Origin of the sequence: Actinoplanes sp. TBRC 11911 (assembly GCF_012933445.1) — a bacterium.
Lineage (GTDB): Bacteria > Actinomycetota > Actinomycetes > Mycobacteriales > Micromonosporaceae > Actinoplanes.
Window position 1 is genome coordinate 601,832 of record NZ_JABBNC010000001.1, and the last position, 25,069, is coordinate 626,900.

20 protein-coding genes and 1 pseudogene are annotated in these 25,069 nt (G+C 70.3%); 7 read left to right on the forward strand and 14 right to left on the reverse strand.

Annotated features, from left to right (window positions below; translation table 11 throughout):
- Nucleotides 1-79 precede the first annotated feature (79 nt).
- Together HH310_RS02600 and HH310_RS02605 are read right to left on the reverse strand one after the other, a co-directional pair.
- Nucleotides 80-1,378, reverse strand: coding sequence for an FtsX-like permease family protein (locus HH310_RS02600; protein WP_169173712.1), 1,299 nt, complete (start codon nt 1,376-1,378; stop codon nt 80-82).
- Nucleotides 1,375-2,109 (reverse strand): ABC transporter ATP-binding protein, encoded by a 735-nt coding sequence (locus tag HH310_RS02605; protein ID WP_169173713.1) that lies wholly within the window; start codon nt 2,107-2,109, stop codon nt 1,375-1,377. The genes HH310_RS02600 and HH310_RS02605 overlap by 4 nt, the downstream gene beginning before the upstream one ends.
- Before the next feature lie 84 nt (nt 2,110-2,193).
- Here HH310_RS02605 and HH310_RS45195 point away from each other — a divergent pair, with 84 nt between their 5' ends.
- Nucleotides 2,194-3,081 carry a TetR/AcrR family transcriptional regulator C-terminal domain-containing protein gene (locus tag HH310_RS45195; RefSeq protein WP_312033776.1) on the forward strand — a complete coding sequence of 296 codons (888 nt, stop codon included), beginning with the start codon at nt 2,194-2,196 and terminating at the stop codon, nt 3,079-3,081.
- On the opposite strand, the gene lysX is transcribed toward HH310_RS45195, so the two are convergent.
- From lysX to HH310_RS02625, 3 genes are read right to left on the reverse strand one after another with little or no spacing between them, the layout of a single operon-like run.
- Nucleotides 3,082-6,441, reverse strand: coding sequence for a bifunctional lysylphosphatidylglycerol synthetase/lysine--tRNA ligase LysX (gene lysX / locus HH310_RS02615; RefSeq protein ID WP_169173714.1), 3,360 nt, complete (start codon nt 6,439-6,441; stop codon nt 3,082-3,084). It lies immediately after the preceding gene.
- On the reverse strand, nt 6,438-7,298 hold the full coding sequence (locus HH310_RS02620) for a hypothetical protein (protein ID WP_169173715.1): 861 nt from the start codon (nt 7,296-7,298) through the stop codon (nt 6,438-6,440). The genes lysX and HH310_RS02620 overlap by 4 nt, the downstream gene beginning before the upstream one ends.
- A gap of 31 nt (nt 7,299-7,329) precedes the next feature.
- Entirely contained in the window at nt 7,330-7,905 is a 576-nt protein-coding gene (locus HH310_RS02625; RefSeq protein WP_169173716.1) for a hypothetical protein, read from the reverse strand.
- A 137-nt stretch (nt 7,906-8,042) separates the two neighbouring features.
- Between HH310_RS02625 and HH310_RS02630 the strand changes: the two genes are divergently transcribed.
- Nucleotides 8,043-8,861, forward strand: coding sequence for an alpha/beta fold hydrolase (locus HH310_RS02630; RefSeq protein ID WP_169173717.1), 819 nt, complete (start codon nt 8,043-8,045; stop codon nt 8,859-8,861).
- Between the two features lie 70 nt (nt 8,862-8,931).
- On the opposite strand, the gene HH310_RS02635 is transcribed toward HH310_RS02630, so the two are convergent.
- The 4 genes from HH310_RS02635 to HH310_RS02650 form a co-directional block, all read right to left on the reverse strand.
- Nucleotides 8,932-10,095, reverse strand: coding sequence for a monooxygenase (locus tag HH310_RS02635; protein WP_312033777.1), 1,164 nt, complete (start codon nt 10,093-10,095; stop codon nt 8,932-8,934).
- A 120-nt stretch (nt 10,096-10,215) separates the two neighbouring features.
- A complete protein-coding gene (locus tag HH310_RS02640) occupies nt 10,216-11,001 on the reverse strand; it encodes a cyclase family protein (protein WP_169173718.1) in 786 nt (261 codons plus the stop codon).
- A 41-nt stretch (nt 11,002-11,042) separates the two neighbouring features.
- Entirely contained in the window at nt 11,043-11,858 is an 816-nt protein-coding gene (locus HH310_RS02645; protein ID WP_169173719.1) for an alpha/beta fold hydrolase, read from the reverse strand.
- A gap of 77 nt (nt 11,859-11,935) precedes the next feature.
- Nucleotides 11,936-14,263 (reverse strand): tetratricopeptide repeat protein, encoded by a 2,328-nt coding sequence (locus HH310_RS02650; protein WP_169173720.1) that lies wholly within the window; start codon nt 14,261-14,263, stop codon nt 11,936-11,938.
- A 165-nt stretch (nt 14,264-14,428) separates the two neighbouring features.
- On the opposite strand from HH310_RS02650, the gene HH310_RS02655 reads away from it, so the two are divergent.
- From HH310_RS02655 to HH310_RS02665, 3 genes are all read left to right on the forward strand, one after another.
- On the forward strand, nt 14,429-15,370 hold the full coding sequence (locus HH310_RS02655) for an AraC family transcriptional regulator (RefSeq protein ID WP_169173721.1): 942 nt from the start codon (nt 14,429-14,431) through the stop codon (nt 15,368-15,370).
- A gap of 135 nt (nt 15,371-15,505) precedes the next feature.
- Nucleotides 15,506-16,900 carry an FAD-binding oxidoreductase gene (locus HH310_RS02660; protein WP_211191627.1) on the forward strand — a complete coding sequence of 465 codons (1,395 nt, stop codon included), beginning with the start codon at nt 15,506-15,508 and terminating at the stop codon, nt 16,898-16,900.
- Nucleotides 16,897-17,667: an MIP/aquaporin family protein gene (locus HH310_RS02665; protein ID WP_169173722.1), complete on the forward strand. Its 771-nt coding sequence runs from the start codon at nt 16,897-16,899 to the stop codon at nt 17,665-17,667. The genes HH310_RS02660 and HH310_RS02665 overlap by 4 nt, the downstream gene beginning before the upstream one ends.
- Here HH310_RS02665 and HH310_RS02670 read toward each other — a convergent pair.
- The 3 genes and pseudogenes from HH310_RS02670 to HH310_RS02680 form a co-directional block, all read right to left on the reverse strand.
- Nucleotides 17,641-17,919, reverse strand: a complete 279-nt coding sequence (locus tag HH310_RS02670; RefSeq protein ID WP_169173723.1) for an acyl carrier protein — start codon at nt 17,917-17,919, stop codon at nt 17,641-17,643. The two genes, HH310_RS02665 and HH310_RS02670, sit on opposite strands and share 27 nt — an antisense overlap.
- 118 nt (nt 17,920-18,037) lie before the next feature.
- Nucleotides 18,038-18,190, reverse strand: a pseudogene (locus tag HH310_RS02675) (alpha/beta hydrolase); the annotation flags it as partial.
- A gap of 122 nt (nt 18,191-18,312) precedes the next feature.
- Nucleotides 18,313-19,755: an MFS transporter gene (locus tag HH310_RS02680; RefSeq protein ID WP_312033779.1), complete on the reverse strand. Its 1,443-nt coding sequence runs from the start codon at nt 19,753-19,755 to the stop codon at nt 18,313-18,315.
- 54 nt (nt 19,756-19,809) lie between these two features.
- On the opposite strand from HH310_RS02680, the gene HH310_RS02685 reads away from it, so the two are divergent.
- Together HH310_RS02685 and HH310_RS02690 are read left to right on the forward strand one after the other, a co-directional pair.
- Nucleotides 19,810-20,226, forward strand: a complete 417-nt coding sequence (locus HH310_RS02685) for a MerR family transcriptional regulator (RefSeq protein WP_169173725.1) — start codon at nt 19,810-19,812, stop codon at nt 20,224-20,226.
- 51 nt (nt 20,227-20,277) lie between these two features.
- Nucleotides 20,278-21,744, forward strand: coding sequence for an ATP-binding protein (locus HH310_RS02690; RefSeq protein ID WP_169173825.1), 1,467 nt, complete (start codon nt 20,278-20,280; stop codon nt 21,742-21,744).
- Nucleotides 21,745-21,815: 71 nt separating this feature from the next.
- Here the strand turns inward: HH310_RS02690 and HH310_RS02695 are convergent, their stop codons facing one another.
- Nucleotides 21,816-22,961, reverse strand: a complete 1,146-nt coding sequence (locus HH310_RS02695) for a glycosyltransferase (RefSeq protein WP_169173726.1) — start codon at nt 22,959-22,961, stop codon at nt 21,816-21,818.
- Between the two features lie 176 nt (nt 22,962-23,137).
- The gene (locus tag HH310_RS02700; protein ID WP_169173727.1) at nt 23,138-24,802 is read right to left on the reverse strand and encodes a kelch repeat-containing protein; all 1,665 of its coding nucleotides are present in this window, start codon (nt 24,800-24,802) and stop codon (nt 23,138-23,140) included.
- Nucleotides 24,803-25,069: the final 267 nt, after the last annotated feature.

The following is a 25,069-nucleotide window of genomic DNA, read 5'->3' on the forward strand; positions in this document are numbered from 1 at the left end:
GCGCCAACCGCCGCTCGCCTCCCATGCCGGCCTGGTACGGCAGGTCGTAGTGCGCGAAGACCTCGGATTCGTCGCCGGCTCAAGCGTGGGCCGCGGCGGTGGCCGGGCCCCGCACCGTCCGCCGGGCCGTCTGCACCAGCGCCGCCGCGGTGAGCCCCGCCGCGATCACCGCCACGATGCCGAACGCCAGCGGCGAAGCCTCCGGCCAGACCCGGCCGGCCCGCGCCGAACCGAACGGCAGAATCGTGAACATCGACGCGGCCAGCCCACCCAGCACACCGGTCACCGTGATCAGCACACCTTCCAGCGCGACCATCCCGAGCACCTGGCCCCGGGTCGCGCCGGCCAGCCGCTGCTGAGCGAACTCACGGCGCCGATGGGCGGTGGCAGCGATCAACGTGTTCACGAGCATGATGGCCACGAAGACCGTGATCATGCCGACCACCACGTAGTTGAGCGTCTTGATGTCCTGGGCGTAGCCGGACGGGATCTGCCCCCGCGCCGCACGGTCCTCGATGCCCTGCATGTAGACCGTGCCGGTCGCGATGCCGGTGAAGATGAGCACCGGCATCACCGCCGACGCCAGCCGCGGCTCCCGCAACGCGAGTTCGCCGGGTGCGCCGAAGAGGCGTACGACGGGCAATAAAACGGCCGTGACCAGACGCAGCAGCTCGGGCGCCAGCAGAGCCAGGCCGATCGATGCCCAGATGCCGGCCTGACCGGCGGTCTGCATGGCGTCGATGCCCTTGCCGTCCATCAGCGTCGCGGTCAGCACGGCGCAGTTCGCACCGGTCAGCAGGAACAGCCCGGCGACGATGCGCCGACGCCACGGCCGCTGCCGCCGAGGACCATGAGCAGCCGTACGCCGGGACGTGGCGACACCCGCAACGAGCGAGCCGAGCACCGTGACCCCGAAGCCCACAGTCAACGCGATCGGACCGAATCTGGCATCCACAGTGGAGGCCACCTGACCCGTGTCCCGCAACAGATCCACGAGCACCCGCCCGAGCAGCCACCCGACCGGCACAGCCACCGCCGAGGCGACCAGCGCCACCACGACGGCCTCCCCCACGATCATGCGGCGCAGTTGCGGCCCGGTCGCACCGACCGAGCGCAGCAAGGCGATCTGTTGTTCGCGTTGCCGCACGGCGAGCGTCAGCGTGGACGTGACGGCGAACGCGACGATGATCAGGCACCAGCCGTCGCCGACACTTCCGGTGGTGGACAACGACTCGCCGCTGGTCTCGTCCACATCGGACGCTGTGTCGAGCAGCGACGCGAAGGCCATCAGCAGGGCCGCGCCCAGGAACGCGGACAGGAAGGTGGCGACGAACCCGCCCGGGCGGTGCCGCACGTTGCGCCACGCGACGGCGATCATGCCGCCACCCCCACGCGGTCGCCGAGGTGGGCCAGGCGCTCGGCCACGGCGTCGGCGGTGGGCGCCCGCAGCGACCCGGCCAGCCGGCCGTCGGCGAGGAAGAGCACGGCATCCGCGTACGCGGCGGCGACCGGGTCGTGCGTGACCATGACGACCGTACGCCCGTGCTCGTGCACCACCGACCGCAGCAACGTCAGCACCTGCCGGGCGCTCCGCAGGTCGAGCGCGCCGGTGGGCTCGTCCGCGAAGACGACCGCCGGCTCCGCGACCAGCGCGCGAGCCACGGCCACCCGCTGCCGCTGGCCACCGGACAGCCGCTCCGGCAATTCGTCCGTACGGTCGCCGAGCCCCAGCTGCCCGAGGACCATCCGAACGCGGCGGCGGTCGGCCCGGCGCCCGGCCAGGCGCAACGGAAGCACGACGTTCTGCGCGACGGTCAGCGACGGCAGCAGGTTGTAGTCCTGGAAGACGAAACCGACCCGGGTCCGCCGGAACTTCGTCATCGCGGTGTCCTTTGTGGCCGTCAGCTCGGCGCCGTCGATGAACACCCGGCCGCTGGTGGGCCGGTCGAGCCCGGCCGCGCACTGCAGCAGCGTGCTCTTGCCCGAGCCGGAGGGACCCATCACGGCGGTGAAGCTGCCGGCCGGGAACGCGGCGGTCACCCCGTCGAGGGCGGTGACGCCACCGTCGTACGTTCTGGAGAGGGACTCAAGCCTTACCACGTCAGTCATGAGTACACCGTACGAGCGCACTACCCCGGAAATCGGTAGTGCTAGCACCCCTGTGTGGGTAGTGCGCCGGGCTAAGGTGCACTAGTGCAGACCGTGTCCCGCCGGATCGCCGCCGAGCTTGCCGCCCGCATCGCCGCGGGCGAGCCGCCGCCGGGCGAACGCATCATGTCGACCCGCCAGATCATGGCCGAGTACGGCGTCGCGATGGCCACCGCGACCAAAGTGATCGCCCACCTGCGCGACGAGGGCCTGGTGCGCGCCCGGCCCGGGGTCGGCACGGTGGTCAGCGGCAACGCCCCGCCGCCGGGCACCAGCCCCGACCGCGATCTGGTCGTCCGCACCGCCATCACGATCGCCGACGCCGAGGGCCTGCAGGGGCTGTCCATGCGCCGCCTGGCCGGCGAGCTGAGCATGCCCACGATGTCGGTCTACCGCCACGTCCAGGACAAGGAGGAGCTGGTCCTGCTCATGATGGACAAGGTGATGGCGGCCAACCCTCCGCCGCCCCGGCTCGATCCGGCCCGCGACGGCTGGCGCGCCTGCCTGGAAGCCCTGGCCCGGCTGCAGTGGTCGATGTACCGCCGGCACACCTGGCTGGCCCAGGCCGTGTCCTTCACCCGCCCGCTGCTGGCCCCGCACGCGATGGCCCACACCGAGTGGGCGATGCGCGCCTTGGAAGGCCACGGTCTGGACCCGAGCACCCAGTTCCGGGCCGCGGTGACCATCGCCAACTACGTGCGCGGCACGGCCGTCAACCTGGAGGACGAGGCCCAGGCCGTCCAGGAGACCGGCCTGACCGATGAGCAATGGATGCAGGGCCAGGAGCAGCGTTTCACCGACGTCCTGGCCACCGGCAAGCTGCCGCTGATGGCCCGTTTCGTCGCCTCCGAGGATCCCGAGCTGACCCTCGACATGCTGCTGGAGTACGGGCTGCAGCGCCTCCTCGACGGCTTGGCGACGCAACTCGCGTAGTCAGTTCGGCCGGACGATCGGGAACAGGATGGTGTCCCGGATGCTCAGTCCGGTCAGGTTCATGACCAGGCGGTCGATGCCCATCCCCATGCCACCGGTGGGTGGCATGCCGTACTCCAGCGCGATGAGGAAGTCCTCGTCGACCTGCATCGCCTCGGGGTCGCCGGCGGCGGCCAGCAACGACTGGGCCACCAGTCGCTCCCGCTGGTCGATCGGGTCGATGAGCTCGGAGTACGCGGTGCCCTGTTCGGCGCCGAAGATGACCAGGTCCCACTTCTCGGCCAGGCGCGGGTCGACGCGGTGCTGCCGGGTCAGCGGGGCGTTGTCCTTCGGGAAGTCGGTGTAGAAGACCGGCGTCGTGGTCGTGCCCTCGCAGAGCTCACCGTAGATCTCCTCGAGCACGAAGCCCCACGACGCCTCCTCCGGCAGTTCCAGCCCGATCCGTCCAGCATGGACCATCAGAGTCCGGAAGGGGGTGTCCGCCGTGATCTCCTCGCCCAGCTTCTCGGAGACCGCCGCGCAGATCGTTTTGACCGGCCAGTCACCCGACAGGTCGTACTCGACGCCGTCGCGCCGCGCGATCGGCGAACCGTAGACCGCGACCGCCGCCTCCTGAACGATTTCCTGCGTGAGCACCCGCATCGTGTCGTAGTCGCCGTAGGTCTCGTAGACCTCCAGCGAGGTGAACTCGGGATTGTGCTTGAAGTCGGCGCCCTCGTTGCGGAACTGGCGGCCCACCTCGAACACCTTCTCCATGCCGCCCACCACCAGCCGTTTGAGGTGCAGCTCGGTCGCGATGCGCAAATACATGTCGAGGTCGTACGCGTTGATGTGGGTCTCGAACGGGCGCGCGTTGGCACCGCCGTGCACCTGTTGCAGGACCGGTGTCTCGACCTCGACGAAACCGCGCCGCCGCAACGAGTCGCGGACGCTGGCGACCACTGTGGAGCGTTTGTAGGCGATGTCCCGCGCGTCCGGTCGCACGATCAGGTCGACGTAGCGGTTCCGGATGCGCGACTCGGCGTCGGTGAGGCCACGATGCTTGTCCGGCAACGGGCGCAAGGACTTGCTGGTGATCCGCAGCTCGGTGGCGGCCACCGACAGCTCGCCACGGCGCGTGGTGACCACCTCGCCGGTGACGCCGACGTGGTCGCCGAGGTCGACGTCGTGGCGCCACAGGTCGTAGGTCTCCGGCGGCACACTGTCGCACGCCACCATGATCTGCAGGTCGCCGCTGCCGTCCCGGAGGGTGGCGAAACCGAGCTTGCCCATGTCGCGTTTGAGCAGCACGCGACCGGCCACCGAGACCTGCTTGCCGGTGCGGGTGTCGGGTGGCAGGTCGCCGGCCTCGGCACGCACCTCAGCGAGCGTGTGGGTGCGGCGATGACCGACCGGGTACGGGTCGATGCCGCGCTCTCGCATCCGGCGCACTTTGTCACGGCGTACGCGAACCTGCTCTGGCTGTTTCATCTTGGAAAGCGCGTCGGCGAGCGCGTCCGGTGGCGCCGGGATCAGCGCCCGGACCTTCGCGGCATAGTCCGCCCCGGCCCGGTCGAGATGGTCCCCGTCCGTTTCGGCACCCCGGCGGCGCAGCAGGCTCAGATGCGGAGCGGTCAGGAAGCCCTCGGCGTTCCCGGCGGCCGTGCCCACCCGCGGCAGGTCGGAGGTGTATTCGAAGCAGAGGAACCGCGGCTCCCAGTCCGGCAGATACTTGGCGTTCGAGCGGTAGAGCGATTCGAGCTGCCAGTTACGGCTGGCCAGCACCAGCGACTGCCGCCACAGCCGCGCGATCGGGCCGGCACCGATCTCCGCACCCCGTTCGAACGCCTCGCGGAACATCGCGAAGTTCAGCGAGACCCGCCCCGCGCCCAGCGTCGCCGACCGCTCGGCGAGCGCCGCGACCATCAGCTCGACGAGACCGTTGTCCGCGCTGGGATCGCGGCGCATGAGGTCGAGCGAAAGCCCGTTGCGGCCCCACGGCACGAAGCTGAGAAAGCCGCGCAGCCGCCCCTCGCCGTCGCGTGCCTGCACCATCACGCACTCGTCGTCCAGCGGATCGCCGAGCCGGCCGAGCGCCATCGAGAAGCCCCGCTCGTCACCGCCGTCGCCGCGCCACTGCGCAGCATCCGTGTTCATCGCCTCGAAGTCGGCCGGCGTCAGCGCGCCATGGCGGCAGACCACCGTCGTGTAGCCCCGCCGCTGCAGCCGCGCCACCGACTGGCGCACCGCTTTCAGACCGGGCTTGCTGAGCGAGAACGTCCCCAGATCGAGCACCGCCTCGTCACCGATCTCGTACGCGGTAAGACCAATTCCCGCGTACGCCTCGGCACCCTCCCGCCCGGCCCCCATGACCGCGAGCGACCAGCCGCCGGAGCGGGCAAGACGGCGCCACGCCTCGATCGCGGCCGGCCACCGGGCCGGATCGCCGAGCGGGTTGCCGCTGGCCAGCGAAACCGAGCCGACCACCCGGTAGGAGACCCCGGCGGTGGCGGTGGCCGGATCGCCGGTGTCCCAGACGACCGCCTTGTCGCGCCGGGTCGCGAAGTAGCCGAGCGAGTCGTGGTCCCCGAAGTCGCGCAGCAGCGTGCGCACCCGCGCCTCGTCGGCCGCGTTGAGCATGTGCGTGGTGCGCGGCGCCCGGAACAGCAGATGCGCCGAGGTCAGCACCACCGCGGCGCCGACCAGTCCGGTCACCACCCGCACCCACAACGGCGCGGTGATCACCGGGCCGTCGGAGACCCGCCCGAGGTCGCCGAGCATGGAGTCGAAGACGTGCAGCGCCGCCGCCGGCAGGCTGTCCGCCGTCCCGAACCGGCGGACCAGCACCGCGCCCACGCCCAGCACGGCCAGGCCACCGACGACGAAGCAGGCGACGGCCGCGGCGATGCTGCCGGCGACCTGACGCGACGAGAACTGGTCACGCACCCGGATCGCCACCACGATGACGCCGGCGATGAACACGAAGCCCACGGCCGTCGTGATCCGCGGGTCCGAGGCCAGCGCGACCAGGCGCCCGACCTCCGGGAGCACGAGCCACCAGATCAGCAGCAGCCACCAGGCCGCGCGCAGCCGCCGGCGCAGCGCCACCGCCATGGCGATCAGCAGCGCGGCATAGGTGAAGCCGGGCACGATCGGGATGGTGAGCGACGAGACGACATCGGACGACCGGATGAAGTAGCGGTGCCAGGGCGGGATCACGGTGACCAGGACGACCAGGGTCGCGAACGCGAACATGGCCAGCGCGAACCGGTCCGGCCAGCGGTCGTCGTACAGGCGGCCCGGCCGGGGTTTCTCGGGCGCCGCGGACTCGGGCGAGTGGGCCACGGACGCCTTCTGGGGCCGATCGGTCACCGTTGTCATGAGCGGCTCGCTCCTTCGAGGGTCGCGGCTTGAGGCTGGATCTCGCCGTGCCGGGCGAGGCTGAGGGCACCGGCGACCGCAATGATGAACCCTGCCGCGGCCACCGCCCCCCAGCCGGGTCGGGGCCGGTCCCCGAGCAGCAGCAGGCCGACCGCGGCCGGGACGACGGTCTCCAGCACGACCAGCGGTGCGGTCGCGAGGGTCACCGAGCCCCGCTGCATCGCGGTGGAGTAGGTCAGCAGGGCGACGGCGGCGCAGAGAACCAGGCCGTAGGTGGCCGGATCGGTGAGCACCCCGCCGACCGTCAGCGGCGACGGCAGCACCCGGGTGGCGACGGCGACCACGCCGTAGCCGAGCCCCGCCACGCCGCCCAGGGCGGCCGCACCGGTGGCGCCGCGGATCCGAGCCAGCGGGACGGCGGCGGCGGTCAGCAGGACCGCCGCCACCAGAACACCCCAACTGACCGATCTGGTCGTCTCGACCGTTTTGTCCTCGGCGGCCGACAGCGCCACCAGCACCAGTCCGACGATGACGACAGCAATGCCGATCTTGTCGGCCCGGCGCAGCGGCATCTTGAGCACGAGCGCGCCGAGCACCGCGGTGACCGCCAGGAAGCTCGCCACGATGGACTGCACGACGAACAGCGGCAGCGAGCGCAGCGCGGCGAGCGAGAGCAGGAACGCGAGGCCGTCGACGGCCAGACCCAGCAGGTAGAGCCAGGACCGCGAGAGCCGGACCATCAGACGCACGTCGAGGCCCTCGGCCGGGGCCGTCCGGCGGACGGCGAGCGCCTGCAGCACGGAGGCGACACCATAGCCCAGGGCCGACCCGAGCGCGCCGAGGAGCCCGAGGACCATGCGCACGACACTAGCTGCGCAAACAGCCAAGTCAACCGCGGCGCAGCCACGAGTCCGCGTCGGTGGCGGGCGGGATCCGGACGTCCCACACCGGCGTGCCGTCCGGCACCACGCCCCAGCGCACCGGCACCACCCGCAGCAGCCGGCCGGCCTCGGCCATCAGCAGCACCGCCAGCGGCAGTTCGACGAGCACCGCGCTCGCGACCGACCCGGCGAGGCCCGCGCGGTGGCTGGTCACCAGGTCCAGACCGGCGTCGCAGACCAGCAGCACGCCGGTGGCGAACCCGACCAGCACGCTCAGCAGGCGGCGGCGTAACCCGAGGACCAGCGTCGCCACGATCAGCACCATGAGCAGAACGTCGAAGCCCACCCAGGCGAGCTTCCAGTGGTGCACGGAGTAGTCGGACGGCAGCGTCACGGCCAGGTAGGCGATCCACGGGGCGAGAAAGACCGCGCTGACCACCAGCACCGCCAAATGCACCTGGCGCGGCCCGGCGAGGCGGCGCCGCGCCGGGGCGGCATGACCCGAGGCGGCGGCCAGCCGGCCGATCAGCACGCGGCGCTGGTCGTCCGACATCGCGGCGATGTCGTCATCGGTGAGCACCATTCGATCGTGCCACCGCCGCCGCGTGCATGGATCGGGGCCGCCGCGGGACCGTCCGACTGTGTGCCGCGTCTCCGGGCCGTCGAGACCAGTGATGACGACGGGGGCGACCGGCCGCCGTTCCCCTTGATGCTCTGACAATGTTCCGTACCAGGAAGTCAAAGGCAATCGGCGGCGCGGCCGCGACCCTGATCGCGGCGACCGCGGTCACCGTCGCCCTCCCGGGCTTGGCACAGGCACACGACGGCGGCCAGAAGCCCACCGTCGTTCTCGTCCACGGCGCGTTCGCCGACTCGAGCGGCTGGGATGCCGTCACGAAGAAGCTCCTCGACGACGGCTACCCGGTCGTCGCCGACCCGAACCCGCTCCGCGGCGTCGCCTCCGACGCCGCGGCGCTGCGCAGCCTGCTGACCACCATCAGCGGCCCCGTCGTCCTGGTCGGCCACTCGTACGGCGGCAGCGTCATCTCGGCCGCCGCGACCGGCGACACCAACGTCAAGGCGCTGGTGTACGTCGCCGCCTTCCTCCCGGAGACCGGGGAAAGCGCGTCCGGGCTGAGCGCGAAGTTCCCCGGCAGCACCCTCGGCGCCGCCCTCAAGCAGGTCCCGCAGCCCGGCGGCCGCACCGACCTCTACATCGACCCGACCCTGTTCCGGCAGCAGTTCGCCGCCGACGTCCCCGCCGGCCAGGCCCGCCTGTACTCCATCGACCAGCGCCCGATCGACGCGGCCGCCCTGGACGAGAAGTCGGCCGGACCGCAGGCGTGGCACACCATCAAGAGCTACGACCTCATCTCCGGAGCCGACAAGAACATTCCGCCGGCCGCCCAGGAATTCATGGCCAAGCGCGCCCACAGCGTCACCCAGGTCGTCAACGGCGCCTCGCACATGGTCTTCGTCTCGCACTCGGCCACCACCGCCGCGTTCATCGAACGCGCCGCGCGCGACACCGCGAAGTAGCCCCGAGCCGCGAGTGGCGGGTCCGCCATCCCGCCACTCGCTTTCTCGCCGACGCTTGCGCGTGCATCCGTCAGGACAGGGACCCGATCAGCAGACCGAGGCACATCTCGTCCGCGGTGCCGTCGCCCCACACCACGTAGCGCGGCGGGAGCTGACGAAGCTGCGGCAACAGCTTGCGCAAACCCGCGTCATGGGTGCAGGTGACCCGCAGGACGTCGTCGCGGGTGAGCCGCACCGGCGCCGGCAGCGGGCGGAGGGCCTGGTCGTCGAAGTTGTACTGCGGGATGTCGAGCAAGGTCCGCGCGCCGGCCGTTCCCGGGTTCAGCTCGATCTTGATGGAACGGCCGAGCAGGTGCATGTGGCCGGCCGCGGCGTACACGGTGGCCTCACCCGGCATCGGATAGTCGCAGTGCTGGACGTTCCCGGGGACCGGCCGGCCGCCGCTGCACTGCTGCGCGAGGCCGTCCGCCGTGCCGCCGACCTCCGCGCCGAAGCGCCGGCCGACGTCCTTGACCGCGGCGGCCCGATCACAGAGCGGGCCGCTCTCCTGGGCGGTGCAGGGCAGCTCGATCGGCGCCCCGAGCTGGAACGTCTCCAGCTTCTGCATGGCCGCGGACTGCCCGGCGAGGCGTAACCGGATGCTCGACTGGTCGGTCTGGCCCGACTTCCCGCCGGTCGCCAACAGGTTGTAGTGCACCTGCATGACCAACTGGCTGCCCGGCGGCATCTCGTATCCCAGATGCTCGCCGAGCAGCACCTCGTTCGCGCCGGGCGCCCAGTGGGCCACCCACGCGTCGCCGGTGACGCCGGAGTCGCCGAAGCACTGCCAGCCCTCGCCCGGAGTCTTCTGGTCGAGCGCCCGAGCCTCGCCGACCGCGTCGGGAGCGATCCGGAAGAAGATCGCGTGGTGCACGATATCCGCGTTCTGCGGCAGGAACTGGCTGCCGGTCAGGTAGGACGTGGTGGTGATGTGCGGATCCACCAGGAAACAGCGGTACTCGTCGGTGCCGCCGCCCGGCGCCACCGGCGTGTACGGCTGGGGCATCTTCAGCGTGGTGAAGCTTTCGCCGGCCCGCAGCGGCGCCGTGGTCAGCGGGCCTTGCTGGTGGCCGCTGTGGGCCGACGAGCTCGGGGGTGGCGCGGCCGCCGGTTCACCGGTGCCGCCGCACGCCGCCGCCACGGCTAAGACGGCCGCCACGGCCATGATCCGCTTGCCCATCCCGGCGCGTCCCACCCCGTGCCCCCTCACCGTCGGCCCGAGACGACGCTCACCGGCGTCGCTTCCCCGGATTCTTTCGGAGACCGGCCCCACGCGCATCCGGGTTCCTCCCTGGGTGCGTTCCCCGGTTACGCGTCACCAGGTCGCGAACACCCGGGCCTGCCCGCCCGACCCGTCCTGATAGGGAATCAACCCCACGGTCAGCGTCGCGCCGCGCCGCGGAACCCGGTCCAGGTTCGCGATGTTCTCCACCCCGTATCGGTCCGCGCCGGTCAGGATCAGATGCGTGTCAAAGGTTTCGGAGACACCCGGATCGATGCTGAGCGTGTCCACCCCGAGGCTGCGGATCCGCCGCTTGTCCAGCAGCCATTCACAGGCCGCCGCGCTGAAGCCCGGGAAGTGCAGCCCGCCGGCCGCGTCGCTTCCCCGGTACGCCCGTACGTCCCCCGACTTACGGGCCCAGCCGCTGAACATGACGACCGCCGCGTCGCGCGGGATCCGGTCGTATCGGCGCTCGTACGCGACCAGGTCGGCCACGCTCACCGTGGTGTCCGGTTCCCGGGCGGCCCGCGCACTGATGTCGACGATCACCAGCGGCGTGATGAGTTCGGCCAACGACAATTCCTCCGACGTACGCCCACCCGCCGTGAAGTGGGCCGGAGCATCGACGTGCGTGCCGAAGTGCTCGAGGATCCGCCACTCCTGCATGTAATATCCGTCCGCCTCGATGCTGGTGGCGGTGCGCCGCACGGGCTCCTCCCCCGGCTCGAACGCGGGAAAGGCCGTGGTCACCGGGTGGGTCAGGTCCTGTAACCCGCTCCGGCCGGCCGAGGCCATCGCCGGCGTGGGCGCGGCGAGCGCGACGGCCCCGGCCGACGCACCGAAGAGCAGAGAACGTCTGGTAACGGTGTGAGTACACATAGTCGTAAGTTAGTCGTCATCGCCGCCGCGCCGAACCCACCTCAGATCTTCGCGGCGAAAGCACGCAATTCCTCGTTGAAACGTGTGGCGTCCTCACGGAACGGTGTGTGGCCGACGCCCTCGTAATAGGAGGCGGTGGCGTTCGGGATCAGCGCCGCCAAATGTTCGCTCATGGCGGGCAGGATGACGCGGTCCAGCGTGCCGTGCACGATCAGCACCGGCAGGTCGAGGTCGGCATAGAGATCGTCGTGGTCGATCGTCCGGCTCAGCAGCGCCTCGCGCACGGCCGGCGGCACCACCGCGGTGTAGCCGAGGACGCGATAGAACTCGTCGGGCCCCGGCTCCCGCTCCCGGCACAGACGCACGAACGACTCGACCGCGCGCATGCTCTCGGCGACGTCGGTGGCGAGCAGTCCGGGCAGGCACCCGGCGAATTCCGGGCCGAGGAAACGCATCGCGGAGTCGCCCATTCGCGAGGTCGCGGCGACCAATACGACACCGCCCAGGGCACCCGCGCCGTACGACCGCAGATAGTCACCGATCACAATTCCGCCGTACGACCAGCCGCACAGGATCGGGCGTTCCAGGTCGAGCTCGGCGAGCACGGCGTTGACGTCGTCGGCCCACCGGTCGCTGTCGCCGTAACCGTCCGGCGGTCGCGCCGAGCGACCGTGTCCGCGCAGATCCAGCGTGACGAGCCGGAATCGGTCCGCCAGGTCGGATCGCAGTTGTGCGTCCCAAGCCATTCCACATTGCGAAAGCCCGTGCATGAACACCACGGCTTGCGCGCCGACCGGCCCGGCCTCTTCGACGTACAGTTCTGTTTCCCCGCCACCGGGGATGCGATGAGTAGTCATGAACGCACACGCTAGGAACGGGCGGTCCGGAGCACATCGGGATGATTGACGACTCCGAGGCGTACGGGAATCGGTAATTATATGGATCGTCCGGCGGCCCAGACGGCGATCTGGGCGCGCGACCGCATGTCGAGTTTGTCCATGATGTGCGCGATGTGGCTGGCGACCGTCTTCTCGCTGATCCCCAGCTCGGTGCCGATCCGGCGGTTGGTGAGGCCACGCGCCACGAGTGCGCACACCTGACGTTCCCGCGCGGACAACGGGTCGGAGTCGGGCGCCGGCACCGTGGCGAGCCCGGCGGCCTCGTCGGCCGGCAACGTCAGCCCCACGGCCCACGCACGTTCAAATTCCACCGGCGACAACCGCTTGCGTACGGCGTGCAGGTCGGCCACCAGCACCACCCGGTCGGCCGGAGCGAGCGGGACCCCGATGCGTTCCAGCAACGCCTGCGCGGCCGCGAACAAGGTGACGGCACGGTTGTCGGCACCCGCGTCCGCGGCGACCCCGGCGAGGCCCGCCAGACATTCGCCGATGCCTTGCCGGTTTCCGGTCTGCCGCTGCAGGGACAGGCTCTCCACGAACCGGCGACGGGCCCCGGCACCGTCATGCTGGATCCGGCTGACCTGACCGAGCTTGTGCAGCGCGGACGCGATCCCGGGGGTGCCGCGAAGCTCACGCCACAGCGCCAGGCTGCTTTCGTAGAGGCCGGCCGCGCGTACCGTGTCGCCGTCCAGCCGCGCCAGGTCGCCGAGCAGGTTGAGCGCCCCGGCGACGCGATCCTTGAGCCCGTGTTCGCGGTAGAGCGCCAGGCTCTCCCGCAACGTGCTCGCCGCGTGCGCGTAGTCGCCCTCGTGATAGGCGACCAGAGCGAGATCGCCGACCAGCGGAAGCCCGCCGACGGTGTCACCGGCCCGCCGGTAGGCGTCCAGGCTCTCGGCGAACAATCCGCTGGCCGCCGAGTAATCGCGCTGGTCGAAGGTGACGTGCCCGAGTACGTGCAGCGCCTCCGCCAGCGACCCCCGGTCGGTCCGGCGCCGCCCGAGAGCGACGGCTTCGTCGAGATGCGCCCGCGCGGCGTCGCTGTCGCCCTGCCGCCAGGCCAGCGTGCCGGCGCCCAGCAACGCCTGCGTACGCCCCCGGCCCGTGGCCTTGCTCAGCGTCAGCGCTTTGGCCAGCCACCCGCGCCCCTCGTCGACGAGACCGCGCTGGAACCAGAAGTACCAGAGCGCCGCCACGAGTTCGAGGCCGCGATCCGCGTCCGCCCGGGTCGCTCCGTCGCGCAACGTCCAGGCCAGCGCCGTCCGCAGGTTGTCCAGCTCGGCCTCCAGGGCGTCGCGCTGACGCTGCTGGTCCGGCCCGCGCAGCCCGGCCTCGGCCGCGACCGCCACCCGATGGAAGTAGACGGCGTGGTCCCGCCGGGCCGGCTGCTCCTCGCCGGCCGCGGCCAGGGCCTCGGCGGCGTACTCACGAATCGTCTCCAGCATGGTGAACCGCGGTTCGCCGGTATCGGCCGCGCGCCGCAGCAGGCTCTGGTCGAGCAACACGTGGGCAAGGTCGGCGGCCCCGGGTGCCAGCGCCTCCAGCGCCGGTAGCGAGCAACCGCCGGCGAACACGGCGAGCCGGCGCAACAGGGCCTGCTCGTCGGGGGTGAGCAGGTCGTAGCTCCAGGCGATGCTGACGCGCATGGTCCGCAGCCGCTCCGGGAGGTCGCGGGCACCGCCGGTCAGCATCGGCAGCCGGCGCGTCAGACGTGCCAGCAGGGCCGCCGGCCCGAGCATCGTGGTGCGGGCCGCCGCGAGTTCGATCGCCAGGGGCAGGCCGTCGAGCCGCCGGCAGATCTCCGCGACCCGGTCCAGGTCGTCGGCGCCGAAGACAAGGTCCGGACGTACCTCGTGGGATCGTTCGACGAAAAGTCGCACCGCGTCGTACTCGGCCAGGCGCTCGGCGGGATCCCCTGGTGCCGGCAGCGACAGCGGGGGCACGTCGATAACCCGCTCGCCGGAGATCCCCAGCCGGGACCGGCTGGTGGCGAGCACCGTCAGACCGGGGCAGGCCACCAGGAGCTCGGCCAGGAACGGCCCGCAGCCCAGCAGATGTTCCACGTTGTCCAGCAGCAGGAGCGTGCGGCGCGGGGACAGGAACTCCCGCAACGCCTCGTCGACCGTCTCGTCGGGCGCGCCGACGCCGAGCGCCCGCGCCACCGTGACCGCGACGAGCCGTACGTCGCCGATCGACGCGAGCGGGACGTAGCCGGCACCGTCGAAGCCCGTGTCGAGCTCCAGAGCCGCGTGGGCGGCCAGCCTCGTCTTGCCCACGCCGGACGGGCCGGTCAGCGTGAGCAGCCGCACCGACGGGCGCAGCACCAGCTCCCGGACGGCGGCGATCTCCCGGCGCCGGCCGATCATGGTGGACAAGCTCGCTGGCCGGCGTCCGATCCATGTCAATCCGGAAGGCTTCATCACCGACCCGACCTCTCACGGCCGCGACCCGCCGCGATTGTACGACCATTCGCGCGGCCGCCGCTTGATCCAGCAAGCCGAGCAACCCTCGGATATCATCGAGATCGGCTCATGGACGCGATTAGCACGCTCATCCGGATGGCGCGGCTGGACTGCGCCGTCGACCTGCGCTGCCTGGTCTCGGGCTCCTACGTCCTCGACAACCCGCCCGCGGCGCCCGGAAACGTGCCCTTCCACGTCCTCCTCGAGGGGCACTGCAAAGCGGAGATCGGCAACCGCACGGTGGATCTGCGCGCGGGCGACGTCCTCGTCCTGTCCCGCGGCCAGCGCCACGTCATGCGGGTCATCGCCGACACCCCCACCCTTTCCGCCGAGCGTCAGCAGGGCGACGCGATGGAGACCGTACGCGACGAGGGCACACCGACCGTCGATCTCTTCTGCGGGCATTACCTCTATCGGCCGGGCGCGGGCGAGATGCTTTTCGCCGGCCTGCCCGACGTCATGCACGCCTCCTTCGATCTCGTCACCGGCTCGCCCCTGCTGCTGCTCGGAGACCTCATCCGCCGGGAGGCGACCTTCGACGGTCCGGGTGCCGGGGCGATGCTGGCGTCGCTGTGCGAGGCGGTCCTCACGCTCGTGCTCCGCGGCGACGGCCGGCTCCACCCCGCCGCCACGATGCCCAGCGCGCCGTGGACCGCCGTCCCGGACGCGGGTCTGCGCGCGGTGGTCAACGCCGTGGTGAGCGAGCCGCAGCGGAACTGGACGATCGCCGAGCTGGCCCGCATCGCCGGTGTCTCCCGGGCCACCCTGACCCGGCACTTCTCCGCCACCACCGGGATGGGCGTCGCCGATTTCGTGACCCGCACCCGGATGACGATCGCGGCCGAGCTGCTGACCAGCACCACCGGCAGCATCGACGACATCGCGGCCGGCGTCGGGTACCGATCGGCGTCCGCGTTCGGCAAGGCGTTTCGCAGCGCCACCGGCAGCACACCGGCCCGGATGCGCCGCGATGCCACCGAACAGGTCCGCACGCGAGCGAACCAAACCTGAAGTACAAGGACACTTTCGGTACGCTTGTGCTATTTCCTGCCCCTATTCCGTGGGTCCACGCAGTATCGTTTTCGGCACGTGATTTGACCCACCGAAGTCCCGTGAATAGGTGCCGGAGACTTTCGTCTGGTCAGTGTGACTGACTTGAATTCGTGGTCCGAAGCCACGGCCCGCCTGAACCGAATCCTGTCCGGCGACATTGACGCCGAGCACATCCTCAGCCCCGGCGACAGCCGATTCCAGGAAGCAGCACGCGTGTGGAACGGCGCGGTCGATGCCGCACCGGCGATGATCGTTCGAAGCGGGTCGGCCATCGAGGTTCAGTACGCGGTGCGCGCCGCTCGCGAGGCCGGCGTGCCCCTCTCGGTCAAGGGCGGCGGGCACGACTGGGCCGGGCGATCCGCGGGCGTCCCGGGCGGCCTGGTCATCGACCTGGCCGGAATGCGGCAGGTCGACGTGCAACCGGCGACCCGCACCGCCACGGTCGGCGGCGGCGCCACCGCGGGCGACGTGATCGGCGCGGGCGCCCCGCACGGGTTGGTCACGGCCACCGGCACGTCGGCCACCGTCGGCATGGCCGGTTTCGCCATGGGCGGTGGCTACGGCCCGGGGGCGGCCAAATACGGGCTGGCCCTCGACAATGTGATCTCGGCGCAGGTCGTGCTGGCCGATGGCCGGCTCGTGACCGCCGACGCGACCACCGAGCCGGATCTGCTGTGGGCGATCAAGGGCGGCGGCGGGAACTTCGGGGTCGTCACGTCCCTGGAAATGCGGATGCACACGCTCGAGACCGCGCTGTCCGGATTCCTGATCTTCGGCCCGCACCAGGCCGCCCAGGTGTGGCACGGCATCGAGGACATCGTCGCCGACGCGCCGGAGGACCTGCTGGTCGACAGCGCCTTCATCACCTCGCCCGAGGGCGACCCGGCCATCCTGGTCTCGCCCACGTGGCTGGGCGAGCACGCGGCCGGCGAACCGTACCTGGACCGGCTCCGCAGCCTCGGCACGGTATTCGCCTCGCAGATCGGCCCGGTCCCGTGGTCCGCGATGATCGGCTTCGTCGACACCATCGCGCCGCCCGGCCGCCACTACCGGCTGCGCACCCGCACCGTCGCCGGGTTCTCCGACGACGTCGTGGCGACGCTGCTCGCGGCCGGCAATGGGCGGACCTCGCCGTTCTCGACGCTTCCGCTGCACTCCTTCCGCGGCGCGGCCGCGCGCGTGCCCGCGGACGCGACCGCCTTCGCGCTGCGCGTGCCGCATTACATGGTCGAGATCATCGGCTCGTGGGAGCCCGGCGATCCGCGCGCGGACGAACACCGCCGGTGGGTCGAGCACACCGCCGACGCGCTCGCCGAACACGCTCTGCCCGGCGGCTACGTCAACCTCCTCGGCCCCGACGAGACCGACCGGGCCGCGGACACCTTCGGCGCCAACACCGCCCGGCTGCTGGCCGCCAAGGCCACCTACGACCCGCAGAACATCTTCAACGCCGTGCCGCTTCCGCAACGTCCGAAAGGTGCCTCATGACCGACAACCAACCGGCGGGCCTGTTCGGCCATCCGTTCAGCAACACCCTGCGCGCCGCCGTCGGCGAATTCGTCGGGACGTTCATCCTGGTCCTCGCGATCACCGCGACCGCCGTCGCGGCCGCGCTGGCCAAGCCGGTGGCCGGGCCCGCCTACAGTTCCGCCGCGATCCCGATGGCGGGCGCTTTAGCGCTGGCCGCCGTGATCGCGGGATTCGGGCACGTCACCGGCGCACACGTGAACCCGGCGGTGACCATCGCCCTCGCCGTGCGCAACCGGTTCCCCTGGCGGGCCGTCCCGGCATACCTGATCGCCCAGTTCCTCGGCTCCATCGTGGCGGCCCTCATCGTCTGGATCATGTACGGCGATCGGGGACGCGACCGCGCACTGCTCGGCGCCCCCGTCCCGGCCGTGGGTGCACTGCGCACGCTCGGCATCGAGGCCGTGATGACCTTCATCCTGGTCTGCGTGGTCTATGCCGTGGCCACCGACCCGCGTGTCTCACGGGCATCCGCCGCCGTCTGCATAGGATTCGCTCTCGGCGTCTGCATCTACATCAGCGGGCCGGCGACCGGTGCCGGCGTGAACCCGGCACGGGCGTTGGGTCCGATGCTCGTCGCCGGCCAGTGGACGAGCTGGTGGGCGTACCTGGTGGGCCCGGTCGTCGGCGGTTTCGTCGCGGTTTGCCTGTACGACTTCGTCCTGCGCCCGACGCACCCGATCCTCGAGAGCCCCGCGCCGTCACCCGGCCTCGTCGTCGGCCGGTGACCGCAGGCTGACGACGGCGCGAGCCGTCGCGTCGATGGTGGGGTTCTCGGCCAGCAGGCTCGGCGTCAGGCCTGCCCGCCCGAACGCCTCTTTCAGGTCGATGACCAGTTCAATCATGGTGACCGAGTCGACGCCCAGATCGGTGAAGGTGACATCGGTCCGGACGTCGTCCGGCGATATCTCCAGCTCACGCGCGATGGCGTGGATCAGAACCCGCCGGATGTCGTCGATGTCCACACGATGACCGCTCACGCCCGGGTCAACGTCGGTCAGAAGCGAAAGTTCGCGGCGCCGGGCCTTCGCGTGGAGGGGTACGCGATGGGCCCGGCGCCGCTGAGGGGGCTCGGTCAGGACTTGAAGAGGTTTCCTAAAAGGCCACCACGCCCTCGTACGCGGCGTTCGCGGCACCCATCATGCCTTGGCGCCACCAATTTTGGATCAGCGCCTCGGACGGCTCGGCACCGGGCCGGTTGAACCCGTAGAACGGCCCGGACGCGATGTCGATATAGAACTGCGAACGGTTGGCCGGCATTGCTTCCCCTTTAGCAGCGTGTCAGGATCTGATTCCTGAAGCACAGCATCGCCGGGCGGGGTGCACGAAGACATTCTTTGCACGGCCTGGGGCATTTCCTGCCCGGCTCGGGATCAGTTCGGCACCACCCGCCGGGTGCGGTGCGCGAAGCCGGCACCCACCAGAGCGGCCCCCGCCACGGCGATTCCGGTGACGGCCAGAGCGTGCCCGGAGGTGACCGCCGACGCCGGGAAAGAGACGCGGCTGAGAAACAACGTGCCGGGCAGCGAGATACCCACCACCTGGCCGAGCTGAATAATCGTGATCAGGACGCCGCTCCCGTCCGCCGCGTCCGCGGTGTCGACGTGGCTCAGCCCCCGATTGAACAGCGGGCCGTACGTGCATCCGGAGGCCATGGCGAGCAGCACGAGCACGACCATCGTCGCCACCCCCACACCGTGACCGTCACGCAGCAGCAGCCCCGTGCCGGCGTCGGTGAGAGCGATGACCACCAGTCCCCACGTCGGTAGCAGCCGGTGCAGCCGGCGCGGCAGCCGATGCCAGGTGAGCGCCGCGACGCCGAATCCGATGGTGAACAGGGAGACCAGCCCACTGGTCAGCGCGCTGTAGCCCAGCGCGTCCTGCATGTGCAGAGCGAGGGCGAACGTCAAACCGGAGAATGACGCCCACTGCAGGAACAGCGCCGTCGAGGCGGGGACCAGCCCCGGGGACCGCAGCACCCGGAAGGAGATCAGCGGACTGCCGCCCTCCTTCGCGACCCGCCGTTCCACCTGCACGAAAAGGGCGAACGCCAGCACGCTGGCGAGCAGCGACGCCCAGGTCCAGGCCGGCCAGCCCAGCTCGTGGCCGAGCACCAGCGGCACCACGAACAAGCCGATCGCCACCGCGAGCACCAGCAGCCCGCGCAGGTCCAGTTCGCGCTCCCGGTTGACCGCACCGGCCGGGAACAGTCGCCGGCCGACGATCAGCAAACCGACGCCGATCGGCACGTTGACCAGGAAAGCGGGTCGCCAGCCGCTGCCCGCGATGTCGGCGGAGACCAGCAGCCCGCCCAGCCCCTGCCCGATCACCGTGGCCGCCGCGATCACCGCGGTGTAGATGCCCAGCGCCCGCAACCGGGACGCCCCGGTGAAGGTCTGCTGGATCAGCGAGATCACCTGCGGCACCATGACGGCCGCGCTGAGCCCCTGCGCGAACCGGAAGCCGATGAGCGAGCCGGTGTCCGGCGCGAGACCGCAGGCCAGCGAGAACACGGTGAACCCGGCCAGGCCGAACTGGAACGCCCGCCCGTAGCCGTGCCGTTGCCCCAGCCGGGCCCCGGTGATCAGGAAGACCGCGTACGCGATGACAAAACCGGCGACGATCAGCTGCAGTGCGGCCCCCGAGGCGTGCAGGTCGTTCTGAATGGTGGCGGTCGCCACATTCACGATGGTCACGTCGAGCGAAGCCATGAACTCACCGGCCAGAATCACCGCGAGCAACAAGAAGGGCCGCCGGGAAGGAGCTGGTACTCGTTCCGCGTGCGCGATTTGCGATGGACGAAGTCCGATTTTCACGTAACGAGTCTCGAACCCTCACACCCATGTGAGGGTCAATGTAGGCTTGCGCACATGAAAATCGGAGAGCTCGCGGAGCGTACGGGCGTGTCCCGCCGCCTGCTGCGCTACTACGAGGAGCAGGGCCTCATCGTGGCCGCCCGCGCCGGCAACGGCTACCGCGAGTACACCGAGGGCCACGTCGACGTCGTCCGGCAGATCAAGGGATTGCTCGACGCCGGCCTGCCGACCCGCATCATTCAGGACCTCCTGCCGTGCCTGGACCGGCCACAGACCATCTACGTCCCCGACGTGACCCCCGACATGATCGTCACGCTGCAACACGAACAGGCGCGCCTGACCGAACGCATCGACAACCTGACCCGCAACCGCGACGCGATCGCCGACTACCTGCAAACAGTCATCCGGGTCAAGTCCGCAAACAACGGCAAGGCCCACGTCACGATCGGCCCAGTTCCGTCTCCCAGCTGAGCGGAAGTATGGTTCCCAGAACTATACTTCTGTAATACTCGGGTCGTGCTCATGGACAAGCCGCAACGCATATTCGGCCGCACCCGCGAGTGGAACGGCCTCGCCTCCTTCGCGACCCGGTCGATCGAAGCCACACAGGGTGGGGCGTCGCTGGGCGTGGTGAGCGGTCGACGCCGTCAGGGCAAAAGCTTCCTGCTGCAGGCGGCCACCGAGGTGGCCGGCGGAATGTATTTCGCGGCCACCGAGGCCACCGAAGCGGAGTCATTGCGACTGTTCGCGGAGGCCCTCGCACGGCACACCGGTGAGTTCATCGAGCCGTTTCGAGACTGGAACGACGCGATATCGCGTATGTTCCGCAGCGTCCGTGACCAACCGGCAATCCTCGCTATCGACGAGTTCCCCTTCCTGTCCAAGGCCTCGCCGGCATTGCCCTCGATCATCCAACGCGAACTCGGGCCCGGCGGCAGCGGCAGGACAAGCGCCGCACGCCTTCTGCTGTGCGGATCCGCGATGCCGGTGATGGGGGGCCTCCTCGCCGGACAAGCGCCGCTGCGTGGCCGAGCCAGCCTGGAGCTCGTCATCCAGCCCTTCCGGCATCGGGAATCGGCGCGATTCTGGGGCTTGACCGACCCCAGACTCGCGGTCCTGGTCCATGCGGTGGTCGGCGGGACACCCGCCTACCGTCATGAGTTCACCCAGGGCGATGCACCCACCGCGATCGATGATTTCGACGCATGGGTGATCCGGACCATCTTGAACCCGCAGACACCGCTGTTCCGGGAGGCTCGATACCTGCTGGCCGAAGAGTCCGCTATCCGCGACCCTGCCTTGTATCACTCGGTGCTGGCGGCGATCGCCGCCGGCAACAACACCAACGGCGGAATCGCGAGTTTCATCGGCCGCAAGTCCGACCAGATCACCCACCCGCTCAACGTGCTGGAGGACTGCGCACTGATCGCCCGTGAACCGGACACATTCCGGCCGGGACGAGCCCGCTACCGAATCGTGGAGCCGCTGATCACGTTCTACGAGGCGGTCATGCGCAAACGCTGGGCCGAGCTGGAGATTCACCGGGCCGAGCAGGTCTGGGCCACGACCCGGCAGACCTTCCTCACCCAGGTGGCCGGTCCACACTTCGAAGCGCTGTGCAGGGCATTCACCCTGGAATCCGGTGACATGCTGTTCACCGAGCACCCCTCGGAGGTCGGATCGGGCACGGTCAACGACCCGGCAAGCCGCACGCAGATCGAAATCGACGTGGTGGCGCTGGCCGCGCAGCAGTCGAACAATCCCCGACGAATCCTGTCCCTGGGCGAGGCCAAGTGGGGCGAGGTCATCGGCCACCATCACCTGCAGCGCCTGGCCACCGCACGCGACCTGCTGCGGCTGAAGGGCTACGACACCGACACCACCGTGCTCACGCTGTACGGCGGCGCCGGCTTCACCGACGAACTGACGGCCGCCGCCGCAATGGACGATCGCATTCTTCTCGTCGGCCTCGAGCGCTTGTACTCATGACGGGATCGCGCGTGACGCACCCCAGCTTGTGCCGCTAGGCACCGCCCGGGCCGCGAACCGGTCACGGCGGCTCATCGCTCGACCACCCCGCTCCGGCTCCATTGTTCGAGCGGGGCCACCAGCGCCGAAGGCGGTGGCTGCAGGTCGTTCTCCGCCTGAATCCGCGCTGCCCCGGCACGCAGGCGGTCATCGGTGAGCAGGCGGGCGATCACGGCGTTGTCGATGTCGTCGATCGATGCGACATGCCGCCCGAAGCCGTGCTGCTCCGCGACCCGCGCGTTGAGGTACTGGTCGGCCGCGTGCGGCACGATCAGCTGCGGTACGCCGGCCGCGACCGCCGACATGAAGGTGCCGGCCCCTCCGTGATGGATGATCCCGTCGCTGTGCCGCAGCAGCTCGATCAGCGGCGCCCACGGGAGCAGCCGGACGTTGCCCGGCAGGTCGCCCACTCGCCGAGGATCCGCGTCCTCGGCTGCCGGAAGCAGAAACTCGGCGTCGGCCGCCGCGAGCACCGGCGACAGCGCGGCGAGCCGGGCGTCACGAGCCTCGGCTCCGAGGACCGTCCCGAAGCTGATCACGATGCGCTTGCCGGGCCCCGCCGCCGTCATCCCCAGCGGGAGCACCGCGGAGCCGTGCGGCGAGATACCACGCACCGAAAGGGTGTGGTCCTCGCTCTCGCGCAGGCTCGGCGGAACGACCTCGATGCTGACGGCGCGCGGCGGTGCGCCGAGGCCGTGCCGGTCGTAGAGGTCCCGCAGATGCCCGGCGATGAGCCGGCTGAGCATGCGTCCGCCGACTATCCCCGATTGATGTTCCACGGCCGGTATTCCGGTCACCGCCGAGACAAGCGGGATCGCGCCCTGAAAGGGGTCGTACATCAGCAGATCCGGCGCCCAGTTGTTGGCAACCGCGAGCAACGACGTCAGCGTGCGCCGGCTGAGAGCCGCATTGGCGAGAGCCGGCGCCGCGAAAACAGCCTCCGGCGTCCGTCCGGGAGACGCGAAACGCGCGCCGGGCGCATGCCGCTCATACATCTCGGACAGCGCGGTGCCGTCACCCACGTCGACCACCGACAAGCCGAGGCCGAGGTAGACCGTGAGATCCCCGCCATACGCCGCCAGCAACACCTCGTGGCCGGCCGCCCGCAGGGCCTGCAGTGTCGGCAGCGCGGGCAGCAGGTGCCCGGTCGACGGAGGAGCCGAGAAAAGAACTCGCATAACCCTTTCACGTGCGCGATCACAACAATTTCCCGGTACGCGGGTGACCTCGCTCACCGCCAACGGGCAAGCTGCCGACGACGATCCGCGGGAAGTCCGAGTGAATGATGGCGCCGGGAGGGCAAGTCGCGGTCCGCGGGGCGGCCACCGTGGATGGCCGCCCCGCGGATGCGTGGCTACGCGGTTTTGAGTGTCACGTCGTGCGCGACGAGGTCACCCTTCTTGATTTTCACGGTTGCGACGGTGGGCTGGTAGCCGTCCTTCGCGACGATGACCGTCAACGGGCTGTTCCGGGCGTCCAGCCACAGCTGGTAGTGACCGTTCTTGTCGGTGGTCAACGTGTAGTCCGACGCCCACGAGTCGATCTGAACGGTTGCGCCCCCGAGCGGCGCCGAGCCGGGCGAGCCCAGCACGGTGCCGGTCACCTCGGCCCAGGTCTTCGGCGGCGCGATGGTGAGTGACACGGGAACGCTCGCCATCGCGTCCGAGGTGTCGCCGGTGAAGCGGAGCGTGGCGGCGTACGCGCCCGGCTGGGTGATCTGCGGCACCGAGGCGTCCATGGTGACGGCGACGGTCGCGGAGCCACGCGCCGGGACGGTGACCTGCTTACTGGCGATCGACAGCCACGGCACGTCGGTCTGGTCCGCCTGATCGTAACCGGGAAGCAGCTCCACGCTGGTGAGCTGGGTTTCGCCGGCCTGACCACCCACCTTGTAGAAGCCCAGGGCACCGCCGGTGCGGTAGGTCGCCACGTTGGCGCCCGGCAACTCGTTCCAGGCGTTGGCGGCCGGGTCGAAGGCGAAGCTCTGGTTGGTCACTCCGTCCTGTGTCGCACCCGCTGCCACCACCAGCTGGCCGTTGGCCGCGGAATACGCCGACCCCCACAGCGCGATGGGCATGTCGGGCAACGCGGACCACTTGTTGCCGGCCGGGTCGTACACGTAGGCGGAGTTCAGCGCCTGACTCTCGGCCACATTCGTGCTGGTCACGCCGCCGGCGCAGTAGAGCTTGCCCTGAATGCCGGCGCAGGACGCCCAGGAGACCGGAACCGGATAGGCGGCGGGCGTCGACCAGGTGTCCGTTGCCGGGTCGTACGCGGTGACCGCCGTCGTGCCGCAGTCGAACTGCACGCAGCCGCCGACGGAGTACAGCTTGCCGTCGAGCACCGCGGATCCGGAGGCGAAGAAGACCCGCGGCGCTGCGGACGGCCCCTTCGACCACGTGTCGGTGGCCGGGTCGTAGACGTCCACACTGGAGTCGGACGCGACGGCACCGCCGCCGTAGACGTAGAGCTTGCCGTCGATGAAGCCGTGTACCGGGTCCTGCCGCATGTCGGGCGAGGACGCGAGTGGGGTCCAGGCCCCGGCCGCCGGGTCGTAGGCGTACAGGGCAGTGCTGTCTTCGAAGAGGTTGCCGAACGCCTCGGTCGTGTCGCCGAACGAGCTGTAGATCTTCCCGGCGTTGCTGTCCACCGCGCTGTCCGCGATCGGGATCGGGAAGTCGGCAGCGGTCTGCCAGGCATCACCGGCGACGGTCGTCGCGCGCGTGGCGTTGCTCGTCGTCTTCGGCGCGGCCTTGCCCACGGCATGCGGCAGGGGCGAGACCGCTTCCTTGACCATGTGCAGGGTTGCGCCGTCACCGGCCGGTGCGACCGTGCCGGGTATAGCGGAAATTCGTACGGTGGCCGGGGTCTTGCCAGTGTTTTTCACGGTGAGCTTCTGGGTGGTGGCCTTGCCCCACCCGACCGAGGCGGTCACCGTACCCGGAGTGACTGTCACTTTGCCGGCGGCGAACGCGGGCGCCTGCGTGCCCAGGACGGCAAGCGAGGCCGCGATCACCACTGCCACTGCTGTCCGAGCGGGATGAGCCCCCGCAAGGGTTTTGATCTTCACGCCGGTGAGTCAACTGAAGGTGAAAATCATTGTCAAATAGCGATGGTACGTCCTGTGGGGGTACACCCCGGTGTCCCGCATGGACCGGTGGTACAGGTCACGCAGCCGGTGACGGACCGGGGCCAGCGCCGGTGCCAACTCTGATGCGAGAGCCCGGAGCCCGGCCGCAAGCTGGGCGGATAGATCGATCCCGCGGCCGCCGCGTGAGGAGCCCAT

Bases quoted from the DNA above. Each gene is read 5' to 3' on its own strand.
- HH310_RS02600 (WP_169173712.1), bottom strand. From the start codon at position 1,378: ATGATCGCCGTCGCGTGGCGCAACGTGCGGCACCGCCCGGGCGGGTTC.
- HH310_RS02605 (WP_169173713.1), bottom strand. From the start codon at position 2,109: ATGACTGACGTGGTAAGGCTTGAGTCCCTCTCCAGAACGTACGACGGT.
- lysX (WP_169173714.1), bottom strand. From the start codon at position 6,441: ATGACAACGGTGACCGATCGGCCCCAGAAGGCGTCCGTGGCCCACTCG.
- HH310_RS02620 (WP_169173715.1), bottom strand. From the start codon at position 7,298: ATGGTCCTCGGGCTCCTCGGCGCGCTCGGGTCGGCCCTGGGCTATGGT.
- HH310_RS02625 (WP_169173716.1), bottom strand. From the start codon at position 7,905: ATGGTGCTCACCGATGACGACATCGCCGCGATGTCGGACGACCAGCGC.
- HH310_RS02630 (WP_169173717.1), top strand. From the start codon at position 8,043: ATGTTCCGTACCAGGAAGTCAAAGGCAATCGGCGGCGCGGCCGCGACC.
- HH310_RS02640 (WP_169173718.1), bottom strand. From the start codon at position 11,001: ATGTGTACTCACACCGTTACCAGACGTTCTCTGCTCTTCGGTGCGTCG.
- HH310_RS02645 (WP_169173719.1), bottom strand. From the start codon at position 11,858: ATGACTACTCATCGCATCCCCGGTGGCGGGGAAACAGAACTGTACGTC.
- HH310_RS02650 (WP_169173720.1), bottom strand. From the start codon at position 14,263: ATGATCGGCCGGCGCCGGGAGATCGCCGCCGTCCGGGAGCTGGTGCTG.
- HH310_RS02655 (WP_169173721.1), top strand. From the start codon at position 14,429: ATGGACGCGATTAGCACGCTCATCCGGATGGCGCGGCTGGACTGCGCC.
- HH310_RS02665 (WP_169173722.1), top strand. From the start codon at position 16,897: ATGACCGACAACCAACCGGCGGGCCTGTTCGGCCATCCGTTCAGCAAC.
- HH310_RS02685 (WP_169173725.1), top strand. From the start codon at position 19,810: ATGAAAATCGGAGAGCTCGCGGAGCGTACGGGCGTGTCCCGCCGCCTG.
- HH310_RS02690 (WP_169173825.1), top strand. From the start codon at position 20,278: ATGGACAAGCCGCAACGCATATTCGGCCGCACCCGCGAGTGGAACGGC.
- HH310_RS02695 (WP_169173726.1), bottom strand. From the start codon at position 22,961: ATGCGAGTTCTTTTCTCGGCTCCTCCGTCGACCGGGCACCTGCTGCCC.